Annotated in this window: 10 protein-coding genes; 4 read left to right on the top strand and 6 right to left on the bottom strand. The window is 66.6% G+C overall.

Translation table 11 applies throughout. From position 1 onward, the window contains the following. Positions 1 to 392: 392 nt before the first annotated feature. The 6 genes from D5301_RS00630 to D5301_RS00605 form a co-directional block, all read right to left on the bottom strand. Positions 393 to 2,690, bottom strand: a complete 2,298-nt coding sequence (locus tag D5301_RS00630) for a TonB-dependent receptor (RefSeq protein WP_153854488.1) — start codon at positions 2,688 to 2,690, stop codon at positions 393 to 395. Between the two features lie 160 nt (positions 2,691 to 2,850). Then, positions 2,851 to 3,393, bottom strand: a complete 543-nt coding sequence (locus D5301_RS00625) for a hypothetical protein (RefSeq protein ID WP_153854487.1) — start codon at positions 3,391 to 3,393, stop codon at positions 2,851 to 2,853. Beyond that, a complete protein-coding gene (locus D5301_RS24105) occupies positions 3,368 to 3,988 on the bottom strand; it encodes a hypothetical protein (protein ID WP_228756285.1) in 621 nt (206 codons plus the stop codon). Before D5301_RS24105 ends, D5301_RS00625 begins: the two co-directional genes overlap by 26 nt. 207 nt (positions 3,989 to 4,195) lie before the next feature. Then, positions 4,196 to 4,936, bottom strand: a complete 741-nt coding sequence (gene phbB, locus D5301_RS00615) for an acetoacetyl-CoA reductase (protein ID WP_005419193.1) — start codon at positions 4,934 to 4,936, stop codon at positions 4,196 to 4,198. A 25-nt stretch (positions 4,937 to 4,961) separates the two neighbouring features. Continuing rightward, positions 4,962 to 6,290 (bottom strand): CitMHS family transporter, encoded by a 1,329-nt coding sequence (locus D5301_RS00610; RefSeq protein WP_012481220.1) that lies wholly within the window; start codon positions 6,288 to 6,290, stop codon positions 4,962 to 4,964. A 75-nt stretch (positions 6,291 to 6,365) separates the two neighbouring features. Further along, positions 6,366 to 7,505 carry a porin gene (locus tag D5301_RS00605; protein WP_153854486.1) on the bottom strand — a complete coding sequence of 380 codons (1,140 nt, stop codon included), beginning with the start codon at positions 7,503 to 7,505 and terminating at the stop codon, positions 6,366 to 6,368. A gap of 242 nt (positions 7,506 to 7,747) precedes the next feature. Here D5301_RS00605 and D5301_RS00600 point away from each other — a divergent pair, with 242 nt between their 5' ends. Genes D5301_RS00600 through D5301_RS00585 form a run of 4 tightly spaced genes read left to right on the top strand, consistent with a single transcriptional unit; the run spans position 7,748 to position 11,552 of the window. Next, positions 7,748 to 8,437: a response regulator transcription factor gene (locus tag D5301_RS00600; protein WP_049463657.1), complete on the top strand. Its 690-nt coding sequence runs from the start codon at positions 7,748 to 7,750 to the stop codon at positions 8,435 to 8,437. After that, positions 8,430 to 9,821: a sensor histidine kinase gene (locus tag D5301_RS00595; protein ID WP_153854837.1), complete on the top strand. Its 1,392-nt coding sequence runs from the start codon at positions 8,430 to 8,432 to the stop codon at positions 9,819 to 9,821. The genes D5301_RS00600 and D5301_RS00595 overlap by 8 nt, the downstream gene beginning before the upstream one ends. Beyond that, entirely contained in the window at positions 9,818 to 10,873 is a 1,056-nt protein-coding gene (locus D5301_RS00590) for an ABC transporter substrate-binding protein (RefSeq protein WP_153854485.1), read from the top strand. The genes D5301_RS00595 and D5301_RS00590 overlap by 4 nt, the downstream gene beginning before the upstream one ends. 28 nt (positions 10,874 to 10,901) lie before the next feature. After that, a complete protein-coding gene (locus D5301_RS00585) occupies positions 10,902 to 11,552 on the top strand; it encodes a response regulator transcription factor (protein ID WP_005414428.1) in 651 nt (216 codons plus the stop codon). Positions 11,553 to 12,085 lie beyond the last annotated feature (533 nt).

Here is a 12,085-nt window from a genome sequence, read left to right as displayed (position 1 = left end):
CGGCGGTGGGGCACCCTGGACAGGACACGCCGTAAACCCATCCATGGGGGCTCGATCGGCGCATCCATGCGCCTCACGGTCCTGGCCAGGGTGCCCCACCGCCGCCAGACAGTTTCCCGCGCGGGCGGCAGCACATCACCGCGCCGAAGGGATTGCGCTTGAAAAGCAAAGAGCCGGGCAGTGCCCGGCTCTTTGCTCTTGCTCTTGCTTTCCATTGCCTCCGCGCCGGCGCGGGGAACTGTCCAGCGTGGGTAGGCAGGCCCATGCAGGACCGTGAGGCGCATGGATGCGCCGATCGAGCCCCCATGGATGGGTTTACGGCGTGTCCTGCATGGGCCTGCCTACCCACGCTATGCAGGAACAATCAACGCGCCGCAGCGCCCGCTTTCGATTTAGAACTCCGCCGCCACCGTCATGAACAACTGCCGCGGTGCGCTCGCATGGATCGCATACCGCGTGCCCTTCGGATCGGTCGGTGCGAACGAGCTCAGCTGGCCGGCGTAGCGCTTGTTGGTCAGGTTGGTCGCGTTCAACGACACCCGAACGTTGCGCAGGCCCAGGCCCGGGCCGAAATCGTAGCCCGCACCGGCGTCGAAGGTGGTCACGCCCGGCACCGACTGGTCGTTGGTGTAGGTGTAGTAGCGCTTGCCGGTGTACTTGGCACGCAGGCTGGCGAAGAAGCCATCGCGGTTCCAGCTGATTTCACTGGAGGCCATGCGCTGCGGCGTATCCACGGTGATCTTGCCGGCCACCGGCACCACCGCACCGCCGGACAGGTAGTCGTCCTCGTAGGTGGTCTTGTTCCAGGACAGCGCGTTGTACCACTGCAGGCCGTCGATCGGCTTGAGGATGAAGGTCAGCTCCGCACCGTGGCTCTTCACCGAACCGACGTTGATGAAGCGCGTCACGCACTCCGGACGCGTGCCGACTTCGATGCTCGAGCACGGGTTCAGCGACAGCAGGCGGTTGTCGAACTTCACGTTGTAGGCCGCGATCGACGCCTGGTACTTCTCGCCGAAGGTACGGAAGCCGGCTTCCAGGCTCTTGGACTTCTCCGGCTCCAGCCCGGCACTGGCCGCGAACGATTCCGGCGACACCTGCAGCGGGCCGCCGCTGCCACCACCGACGAAGGCGGCGATGTTCTCGGCGTAGGAGGCGAACAGCTCGTTGTTGGCATTGAGCTTGAAGCCCAGGCCCACCTGCGGCAGTACCGACTTCTTGGCGGTCAGCGTGCCCGAGGCAATGCTGGTTTCCACGCCCGGCTGGGCGGTGGCGCGCATGCGGGTGTTGGGGCTCTTGATGCCGACATCCACGGTCAGGCGCTGGTCCAGGAAGCGCATGCGGTCCTGTACGTAGAACTGGCGGGTGCGGATGTCGAAGTCCTGGTTGAACAACAGGCGGTCCGGGTTCTTCAGGTACAGGTCGTCCAGGAACGGACCGCTGATGTAGTAGAAGTTGCGCGACACGTTATGGTCGTTCTGCTCGTACCACAGGCCGGCTTCCAGTTCGTGGATGCCCACCGTCCACGACAGCGCGGCGGTCAGGCCATCGCGGTTGATCGTGTAGTTGGTGCTGCGGATCGAGATCGGCAGCATCCTGTCGGTACCCGGGTAGGACGGCTGGCCCGGTGCCCACCAGTGGCCCTGGCCACGGTTGTCGTGGTGATAGGCCAGCAGCTTCAGGCGGCCCTGCTCGCCCAGGCGCAGGTCGGCATCCACCGAATACAGGTTGTCGTCGCGCAGCGCACGGCTCTGGTAGTACGCATCGTCGATGCTGTTGACGCCGCCGCTGAATGCGCAGCGCGCCTTGTTGTAGGTGCCCGGCGCGCAGTACGCGGCGGCGACGGCGCGATCCCAGTCCGGTGCATAGATGTTCCAGTCATAGCCCAGGCCGCGGGCCAGCATGTCCTTGGACAGGTAGGCGTAGTTGGCCTGGCTGGCGCGCGAGGTGGCCACGAACGCACCGAAGCGGTGGTCGCCGACATTCCACACCGCCTTGGCATTGAACTGGCGGGTGGTCTGGTTCTGGTACGGCGCGACCCACATGTCCTGGTCCTGGTGCACGCCGGACACATAGGCCGAGAAGCCGTTGATGTCGCCGGTATCCACGCGCAGGTAGCCACGGCGCTGGCTGTTGTCGCCGACGGTGACGCTGGCGCGGCCACCGAATTCGGTGGACGGGTCCATCGAGAAATACTGGATGGTGCCGCCCAGGTTGCTGGTCGAGGCCACGCCCAGCGAACCGATGCCCTGCGACAGCTCGGCACCGGCCAGGTTCTCGGCGATGATCGCGCGGGCGATGCTCAGGCCGTTGTAGTTGCCGTAGCTGTTGTCGCCCAGCGGGATGCCGTCCAGCGTGTAGCCCAGACGGCTCTTGTCGAAGCCACGCAGGCTGATGGTCTGCGATTCCTCGTTGGCACCGAAGGCGTCGTTGGACTGCACCGACACGCCCGGCAGGCGGTCGAGGATCTTCTGGCCGCTGGTGCCCGGCGGCAGCACCTGCTTGTCGACGGCGGTGATGCGCTGCACCTGGCGGGTCTCGCCCTGGCCGATCACGGAGACGGTATCCAGCGTCTGCGCGCTCAGCGCGGCCTCGGTGCTGGCGCCGGTATCGGCGGCGGTGGCGGCATGGGCGCTGGCGGCGGCGGAGAGCGCGATCGCCACGGCGATCGTCAGGTGTCGGGTCTGCATGGTGGTCCGTTGCATTGGGGGTGGTCACCGGCACGCGTGCGCGGTGCATGGCCACTATGCGAACGGAACATGAAACCTTCTTTACGAAAAACCAACGAACGATGCAGGGCAGTGGTGTGCGTCCTGCAACCTGTTCGTCATGGTGGCATGTCGGTGGGAATCAGAAGCGCTCCCCTGGCCAGCCCAATTTGAGCTGGTCCATGCAGTCACGGTCATGTTCGGAGAATGAGAACCCGATCTGGATGCCGTTCACTACCGTACCGAACACCGTGGACTCGTCGAGGCTATGCCCTGACGGGACGGAAAGGACGTTGAAGTCGGGGTAGCGACGACCCATCTGCTTTCGCGAGATGCAGGCGCCGCCCAGCGACAGCGTAATGCCTTTGATGATTCGCCCCGACGCATCGGTGTGGATCTGGCCAGAAGGCCCCTTGATCCTCCCAGCGACCACGAATGGCGCCAGGTCGATGGTGGCGCTGTCGCCCCGGCCCCTTCTTGCTTCCGAACGCGAGCCGGCCGGAGCCAGGGGTGACAGCTGCGCGACAAGGTCAGAGCGTGCCAGTTGCAAGGACCAGCGCTCCACGAGCCGCCAGGTTGCGTCCGCCTCTTCCGCAGTGGCAGCGGACGTGGCTGCAGTTGCAGAACCGGCAACCAACAGGCTCAGGAGCAGAAGAAGTTCAGGGACGGGCTGCGATCGCTTCATCGTAGATTCTTCCGTAGAAGTCGTTGTAGTTCTCGCCGGTGGTTGAAGTTACGTTGTTGTCGCAGAACAGCTTACCTACCCGCCGGTCCAGGTCTTCACCGCCGGCATCGGCCTGTGCGATGAGGCCAGGACCGTTGGATGCAGCTACGCCGATGTCGTAGTACCCCAGGCTGGTCACCAGAAGCTCACTGCGCGCGGTGAGGTTGTTGAGTACCGCTTTCCCCTCCATGGTGCAGAAGTGCTGGATGAACGCACCTCGGGTGCTCAAGGCGATACCTTCGAAGTACAGTGCGTGTCCCACTTCATGGGCAATGGCTGCGATCCGGAAGTAATAGCCTGCAATGTCGGAGGAATCGCAGTCGAAGGACTGGATGTAGATCCGGATGGGATTGCGATTGGTATAGGACGCGGGAGCCCAGGCGAAGGTCCACTCCGGATGGCCGGTGATCTGCGCGTCGAGCGTGGGCGCGCCTGGGATCAGCCAGTCGGGGCAGCCCAGACCCGTGATCACCCGCATGGGAGGGGGCTCCGCGCGGGCCGGTGTCGCCAGCAGCGTAGTGGCGACCACGAGAAGCGCAATCAGCAATGCACGCATGCCAACCTCCTTGATCCGCGATTCCAGCCGTTCATCCATCGGGCTCAGCGAGCGCTGGCAGGTATAGCACCGGTTCTGCCGATGTATCGGGAAGTGCGTCTCAGAAATGCAGAAACAAAAAGGGGCCGGATCCCCCTCGCGAACGAAGGTTTACCGGCCCCGCGCACTCCGTGGGGGAGGCGGTTCACGCACTGCGTGGAGGAGGGCTCAACCCATGTACAGGCCACCGTTGACCGGATAGTCGGCGCCGGTCACGTACGAAGCTTCGTCCGAGGCCAGCCAGGCGCACAGGCCGGCTACTTCCTCGGGGCGACCCAGGCGGCGTACCGGTACCGAGGCGGCCAGCCGGTCCAGTACATCCGGCGGGAAGCTGCTGATTGCCTGGCTGGCGATGTAGCCCGGCGACAGCGTGTTGACGGTCACCCCGCGCGAGGCCACTTCCGCGGCCAGCGCACGGCTGAAACCATGCATCGCGGCCTTGGCGGTGGCGTAGTTCACCTGCCCGATCTGGCCCTTGTGGGCGCTGACCGAGCCGATGTTGATGATGCGGCCCCAGCCACGCGTGGCCATCCCATCGACCACCTGCTTGGTCAGGTTGAACAGCGCATTGAGGTTGGAGGCGATCACCGCGTTCCAGTCTTCCACCGTCATCTGCCGGAACAGCAGGTCGCGGCTGCCGCCGGAATTGTTGACCAGTACATCCACCTCGCCGACTTCGGCGCGGACCTTGGCGAACGCCGCACTGGTCGAGGCCCAGTCGGTCGCGTTGCCTTCGGAGGCGATGAAGTCGAAGCCCTGTTCGCGCTGCTCGCGCAGCCAGTTGGCCTTGCGCGGCGAGTTCGGCGCGCAACCGGCGACCACGGTGTGGCCGCTGCGGGCCAGGCTCTGGCAGATGGCAGTACCGACACTGCCCATGCCGCTGGTGACGTAAGCGATTCGAAGCGTCATTGCAGAAGGCTCCTTTGGTAAGGGATCAGGCCGCGAGCGGGTACAGGCCGAACAGCAGGCTGCCGACCATCAGCAGCATCGAGATGGCGATGGCCCACTTCAGGGTGAACTTCTGGTGGTCGGCGAACTCGACCTTGGCCAGGCCCACCAGCAGGTAGGTGGACGGCACCAGCGGGCTGAGCAGGTGCACCGGTTGGCCAGCCAGCGAGGCACGCGCCATTTCCACCGGGGTGATGCCGTAGTTGCCGGCGGCCTCGGACAGGATCGGCAGCACGCCGAAGTAGAACGCGTCGTTGGACATGAAGAAGGTGAACGGCATCGACGCCACCGCCGTGATCACCGCCAGGTACGGGCCCCACGATTCCGGAATCACCGCCAGGAAGCTGTGCGACATCGCTTCGACCATGCCGGTGTTGTTGAGGATGCCGGTGAAGATGCCAGCGGCGAAGATCAGCGACACCACCGACAGCACGTTGCCGGCGTGGTTGACCACGCGGCGGCGCTGCTCGGCCAGGTTCGGATAGTTGATCACCAGGGCGATGGCGAAGCCGACCATGAACAGCACCGGCATCGGCAGCACGCCGATGATCAGCGCGGTCATCAGCGCCACGGTCAGGGCCAGGTTGACCCACAGCAGCTTCGGACGCTTGATGTCCTCGGCGTCTTCCACCGTCGGCAGCGGATTGCTGTCGTCGGACACGCTGTTGTCCATCCAGCTGCCGCCCTTGGGCAGGGTCACCACGCCCAGGCGACGCCGTTCCTTCAGGCCCAGGTACCAGGCCAGCAGCAGCACGCCGGCACAGGCGATCACCATCGACGGGATCAGCGGCACGAACACATCGGCCGGGTCAACGTGCAGCGCGGTGGCCGCGCGTGCGGTCGGGCCGCCCCACGGGGTCAGGTTCATCACGCCGCCGGCGAGGATGGTCACGCAGGTCATGTTCAGCGCGTTCATGCCCAGCCGCTGGTACAGCGGCAGCATCGCCGAGACGGTGATCATGTAGGTGGTCGAGCCATCACCGTCGAGCGAGATCAGCATCGCCAGCACCGCGGTGCCGAGCACGATCTTCATCGGATCGCCCTTGACGAAGCGCAGGATCACCCGCACCAGCGGATCGAACAGGCCGGCGTCGATCATCACGCCGAAGTAGAGGATGGCGAACATCAGCATCACGCCGGTCGGCGCGATCTTCTTGATGCCCTCCAGCATCATCTCGTCGATGCCGGCGCCGAAGCCGCCGATCAGCGCGAACAGGATGGGGATGGTGATCAGGGCGACGAGCGGCGACAGGCGTTTGCTCATGATCAAGTACATGAACGTAATGACCATGCCAAAGCCGAGGATGCTCAGCATCATCTGCGGACTCCTTGCGAAAACAGGACGTGGGGGAGTGGAAAAGGCCCGGGCGGCGTGCCCGGGATGCCGGGCTTAGAAGTCGTACTGCAGGCGGCCGGTGACCGCGCGCGTGCGGTCCACCGTGACCCCGGCCAGGCGGTCGCGGTTGCGGCTTTCGATCACGTTGAGCATGAAGCGCAGGTTGTCGCGCAGGTACCAGTTGCCACCCAGCGTCCACGCTTCGGTGCTGCCGCGGCGCAGGTCGGGTGCACCGTCGAGGTGCTGTGCGCCCCACATCTGGTCGTAGCGCAGCGCCACTTCGAAGGCACCGGCCTTGTGGCGGATATCCTTCACCCGCGCGAAGCGGCCGGTCTTGCGGTCGTAGGCGCGGCTTTCGCCGGTGACGAACCAGCTGAGCATGCCGTAGGCGGCCATCACGTCACCGCGCTGAGCGCCGTCGTCGAAGGTGGCGCCACTGAATTCGCCCTGCCACGACAGCGGGCCGCGCACCTGCGCGTATTCCAGCGACCACTTGTTGACGTCGGTATCGCGGCCGGCGGAGAAGTTGACCAGGGTCAGGCGGCTTTCATCGGACAGATGGCCGGCCGGGCGAGGGCGGATGCTCAGGCCCGGGGTGCCGTTGGCGCCGGGGTTGTCGTAGGCCTCGCGGGCCAGCGACAGGCCCAGGTGCAGCACGTCGCCCTCGCTGGGCGAAGGTGCCCAGGTGACGCGGCCACCGGCGGCGCGGCCCTTCACCTGCCAGGCGTCGATGCTTTCCAGGCTGTAGATGCTGGCCGCCCAGGTGAAGTCACCGGGGTTGGCCTGCCACGACGCACCCAGGCGGTACAGCGGCGCCAGCGTGGTGCCGGCGTTGCCGCGCTCCAGGAAGCTGCCGTAGTTGGAGCTGGTGCGGTCATCCAGCGAGAAGTACTGCTTGAACTGGCCCACGGTCAGCTTGCCGGCCTTGCCGAAGCTGCGTGCCAGGTACACGTCCTTGGCCTCGACGCGGTCGCCGGAGAAGTCAGCTTCCAGCTTGTAGTCGACCACGAAGAACTTGCCGGACACGTCCAGCCAGGCGCGACGGATCTCGGTGTCGTCCTTGTTCGGCGTACCGCGGTTGTCGTTGTCGAAGGTGGCGAAGTCCAGGTGCAGGCGGCCACCGAGGGTGGCGGTGACCGGGCGGTCGTCTTCGGCGGCGAAGGCCGGCGCCGACAGGGCAGCCAGAGCCATCATGGCGGCAGGACGCCGCCAGGCAAACGTGAATTCCACAAACCCTCCCAGGTGCGCGCCAGGCGCGCGGCAATCGTGGGCACCGGACGGTGCGCGGCCGCAGTCTGGGTCGGGCAAGCTGTCATCGTCCTGTCAACGGTTTGTGCGGTGCAGCGTAAAACCGGCCGCTGCGCTCACTGGGCCACGCCCGGCAAGCGCGGCGGCGGCATGCGGTAGCATTCGTTTCCCCTCCCACCCGTGTGCCCATGCGCCTGCTGCTGGTCGAAGACAACCCGGATCTGGCCGATGCGATCATCCGTCGCATGCGTCGCAGCGGCCACGCCGTGGACTGGCAGGCCGATGGCCTGGCCGCCGCCAGCGTGCTGCGCTACCAGAGCTTCGACCTGGTGGTGCTGGATATCGGCCTGCCCAAGCTCGATGGCCTGCGCGTGCTGGCCGGCATGCGCGAGCGCGGCGACAGCACACCGGTGCTGATGCTGACCGCGCGCGACGGCATCGAAGACCGTGTGCAGGCGCTGGACGTCGGCGCCGACGATTACCTGGGCAAGCCGTTCGATTTCCGCGAGTTCGAAGCGCGCTGCCGCGTGCTGCTGCGACGCGCGCGCGGCCAGGCCAGCGAAGTGGTGCAGATCGGTGGCTTCCAGTTCGACAATGCCGCGCACCGGGTCAGCCTCGACGGCGAACCGATCGAACTGCCGAACCGCGAGTACCGGCTGCTGGAGATTCTGGTCGGCCGCCTCGGCCAGGTGGTCGGCAAGGATGAGATAGGCAATGGCCTGTTCGGCTTCGACGATGAAGCCGGCCCGAATGCCATCGAGCTGTATGTGGGGCGTCTGAGAAAAAAGCTGGCAGGTGCACCGCTGCGCATCACCACGGTGCGCGGCGTTGGCTACCTGCTGGAAGCCAGTGATGACAGCGCCGACGCCGATGGCTGACGCGCGTACCGCGAACGCCGCACCGGGCTCGCTGCGGCGCACGCTGCTGCTCTACCTCGGCGCGTTGCTGGCGGTGTTCGCGGTGGCTCTGCTGTTTGCCGCGCGCGGCTATGGCCAGCGCGCCGCCAACCGTTCCTACGATCACCTGTTGGTGTCCTCGGCGTTGTCCATTGCCGATTCGGTGGCCCTGGTCGATGGCCAATGGCAGGTCGATCTGCCCTATGCGGCGCTGGACCTGCTGGCGATGGCCCCGGAAGACCGCGTGTTCTATCGGGTCGCCGACAGCCGTGGCAACCTGATCACCGGCTATGGCGACCTGCCGGCGCCGCCGCGCCGGCCCGGCACGCAACCGCAGCTGTTTGATGCGGCGTACAGTGGCGAGACCGTGCGCTTCGTGGTGGTCGGCCGCAGTTTCGCCGCCGCCTCGGCGCAGGGCGAAGTACAGGTGCAGGTCGGCCAGACCCGGCGTGCGCGTGAAGCGGTCGCGCAGGACATGGTCAATCGCGCGCTGTTGGCGATCGGCGTGTTGTCCGGCCTGCTGCTGGCGCTGGTGGCCTTCGGCGTGCATCGCGCATTCCGTCCGCTGGTGCGGGTGGAGCGCGAGCTGTCGCGACGGGAACCGTCCGACCTGAAGCCGCTCGACGCCCGCGTGCCGCGCGAGATGGACCAGATGGTGGCCGCGCTGAACCGCTTCATGGAGCGGTTGTCCAGCAGCAACGAGACGCTGCGCGCGTTCATGGCCGAGGCCGCGCACCAGATGCGCACGCCGCTGGCGGCATTGCGTGCGCAGGCACAGCTGGCGCTGGACGATGATGACCCGGAGGACATGCGGCGCAGCCTGCAGGCGATCGAACGCAACGCCACCCACATGAGCCGCCTGCTCAACCAGCTGCTCAGCGATGCCAGCGTGATCCATCGTTCGCACCTGCAGCGCTTTGCTGCAGTGGATCTGGCCGAGACCGTGCACCAGGCCCTGCATGAAGCGCTGCCGCAGGCCGGCCCTGCGCCGCGCGTGCAGCTGGCGATGACCGCCGAGCCGGTACAGGTGCATGGCGATGCGCTGCTGCTGCGCGAGGCGATCAAGAACCTGGTCGACAACGCATTGAAGTACGGTGGTGATGGCCCGTTGCAGATTGCCTTGACCGTGGAAGGTGGGCAGGCGGTGCTGACCATCGCCGATCACGGTGCGGGCATCGCGCCTGGCGATGCCGAACGCGTGTTCGAGCGCTTCGCCCGTGGCGAGGGCGCGCCGTCCGGCGGCGCCGGGCTTGGCCTTGCCATCGTCAAGCGCGTGGTCGACAGCCATGGTGGCCGCATCGATCTCAGCAACCGTCCGCAGGGTGGTTTGATCGCTACCATCCGCCTGCCCCGGAGCAGTTCATGATCCGCCTGTTCGCCACCGCCGTTGCCCTGCTGCTGGCCCTGCCGGTGCTGGCCGCGCCCGGCGATGTGCGCCGTTTTCCCGCACAGGGAGCGGTCACCGCGCAGCTGCGCATCCACGGCACCACGGACATCGAAGTGTTCGCGGTGGTCATCGCCGACTACCAGCGCCTGCACCCGGGCACCGAAGTGGTGTACGAGGACATCATCACCCAGGACCTGTACGCGCGGTACCTGCACGACCGCGGCGGGCCGGCATCGCCGGACCTGCTGATCTCCAGTGGCATGGACCTGCAGACCAAGCTGGTCAACGATGGCCATGCGCTGCCACACCGTTCGGCACAGACCGCCGCGCTGCCGGCCTGGGCGCAGTGGCGCAACGAGGCATTCGGCATCAGCTATGAGCCGGTGGTGATGGTCTACAACACCCGCGCACTGCCGTCGGCGAAGGTGCCGCACACGCGCCGCCAGCTGCTGGACCGGCTGCGTGCGGAGGGCGCACCGCTACGCGGAAAGGTCGGCACCTATGACATCGAGCGCAGCAGTGTCGGCTACCTGCTGGCGACCCAGGATGCGCAGCGTGGCAGCATCGCCGGCGCATTGCTGGGCGCGCTCGGCGACAACGACGTGGTGCGTGAGGAGCGCACTGGCGTGCTGCTGGACCAGCTGGCCAGTGGCCAGCTGTCGCTGGTCTACAACGTGCTCGGCTCTTACGCGCAGGCGCGCATCGACGCGGGTGCTCCGCTGGCGATTGTGGAGCCTGAGGACTACACGCTGGTGGTACTGCGTACCGCGGTGATTCCACGCACCGGCCCGCATCCGGAGGAGGCACGGCGTTTCCTCGACTACCTGCTGTCGCCGCGAGGCCAGCAGGTGCTGTCGCGCGAAGCGCGTCTGATGCCGATCGTGACCGGCAACGCACGTGGCGACGATGCGCCCGGCCGCAGCCGCCGTCCGATCCAGCTCGGCCCGGGCCTGCTGGTGTACCTGGACGCGCTCAAGCGCCGCCAGTTCCTCGATGCCTGGCGCAGCAGCGTGGAGCCGGCAGGGCGCTGACGCGGCGGCCTGCCCGTACAATGGCGGCATGAGCGAATACACCATCCTGATCGCCGATGACCATCCGCTGCTGCGTTCGGCGGTGGTGCAGTCATTGCGGCAGAGCCTGCCGCTGGCGCAGGTGCGCGAGGTCGCCAGCGCAGAGGCATTGGCCGAAGCCCTCGACGCGCACCCGGACGTGGACCTGGTGCTGCTCGACCTGACCATGCCTGGCGCACACGGTTTCTCCGCGCTGCTGCACGTGCGCGGCTCGCATCCGGACATCCCGGTGGTGATCCTCTCGTCCAACGACCATCCGCGGGTGATCCGCCGTGCGCAGCAGTTTGGCGCAGCCGGTTTCATCCCGAAGTCGGCGCCGGCCGAGACCATCGGCGAGGCGGTGCAGGCGGTGCTCGACGGCGGCCTGTGGTTCCCGGCGATGGCCGCCGAGCGTTCGGAGGCCGACGCACTGCTGGCCAGCCGCCTGGCCCAGCTGACCCCGCAACAGTTCCGCGTGCTGCTGTGCCTGGCCGATGGCCTGCTCAACAAGCAGATCGCCTATACGCTGGGGCTGGCGGAGAACACGGTGAAGGTGCACGTCACCGCGATCCTGAAGAAACTCGAGTGCCATAGCCGAACGCAGGCGGCAGTGCTGGTGAAGGCGCTGGAGCCCGAGGGCGACGCCGGCATCGGGTTGTAGTTTTCAGCCAACGGCGAAGCCCCTCGTGGGTGGACACGTAGAGTAGTTCATGAGTGAGGCCGGGCAGGTGGACTGCGCAGGGGCCGCTGCAAGTACGTCCATGTAAGCTCGGTCGCCGCTTGCTCGTGTGCGCAGTCCTGCGCACACGGCAAGACCGGGGTTGGGCGTCCTGCCCAACCCGCCCGAGGCATGCCTCGGGCCCATGCGGCTCACGCCCCTGCGCAGCCCACCTGCCCGGGCACGGACAGGTTCCGTGCGCATCCATCCACGGAAGAGAAAAGAAGATCAAAAGCAAAGGCAGCCTGGCAGGCTGCCTTTTGTAGAGCCGAGCCCACGCTCGGCTGCTTTGCGGCCGGTCCGCGAAGCCGAGCATGGGCTCGGCTTTACACGAGCAAGCGCAGCGCGCGATCCGCTTTTGATCTTCTTTTTCTTCTCCGTGGGTGGCAGGCCACCGAAATCTGTCAGAGGCCGGTCGGGTTGGGTCCGCGGGGGTGTCAGCCGCATGGATGCGGCTGCCAAGCCTCCAGGGATGG

The sequence above is a fragment of the Stenotrophomonas sp. MH181796 genome, assembly GCF_009659995.1.
Classification (GTDB): Bacteria; Pseudomonadota; Gammaproteobacteria; order Xanthomonadales; family Xanthomonadaceae; genus Stenotrophomonas; species Stenotrophomonas riyadhensis.
This window is presented reverse-complemented; position numbering and strand designations above follow the sequence as displayed.

What these genes read in the sequence shown, in the direction of transcription:
- D5301_RS00605 (WP_153854486.1), bottom strand. Translation starts at nt 7,505, where the DNA reads ATGATGGCTCTGGCTGCCCTGTCGGCGCCGGCCTTCGCCGCCGAAGAC.
- D5301_RS00625 (WP_153854487.1), bottom strand. Translation starts at nt 3,393, where the DNA reads ATGAAGCGATCGCAGCCCGTCCCTGAACTTCTTCTGCTCCTGAGCCTG.
- D5301_RS24105 (WP_228756285.1), bottom strand. Translation starts at nt 3,988, where the DNA reads ATGCGTGCATTGCTGATTGCGCTTCTCGTGGTCGCCACTACGCTGCTG.
- D5301_RS00590 (WP_153854485.1), top strand. Translation starts at nt 9,818, where the DNA reads ATGATCCGCCTGTTCGCCACCGCCGTTGCCCTGCTGCTGGCCCTGCCG.
- phbB (WP_005419193.1), bottom strand. Translation starts at nt 4,936, where the DNA reads ATGACGCTTCGAATCGCTTACGTCACCAGCGGCATGGGCAGTGTCGGT.
- D5301_RS00630 (WP_153854488.1), bottom strand. Translation starts at nt 2,690, where the DNA reads ATGCAGACCCGACACCTGACGATCGCCGTGGCGATCGCGCTCTCCGCC.
- D5301_RS00600 (WP_049463657.1), top strand. Translation starts at nt 7,748, where the DNA reads ATGCGCCTGCTGCTGGTCGAAGACAACCCGGATCTGGCCGATGCGATC.
- D5301_RS00585 (WP_005414428.1), top strand. Translation starts at nt 10,902, where the DNA reads ATGAGCGAATACACCATCCTGATCGCCGATGACCATCCGCTGCTGCGT.
- D5301_RS00610 (WP_012481220.1), bottom strand. Translation starts at nt 6,290, where the DNA reads ATGCTGAGCATCCTCGGCTTTGGCATGGTCATTACGTTCATGTACTTG.
- D5301_RS00595 (WP_153854837.1), top strand. Translation starts at nt 8,430, where the DNA reads ATGGCTGACGCGCGTACCGCGAACGCCGCACCGGGCTCGCTGCGGCGC.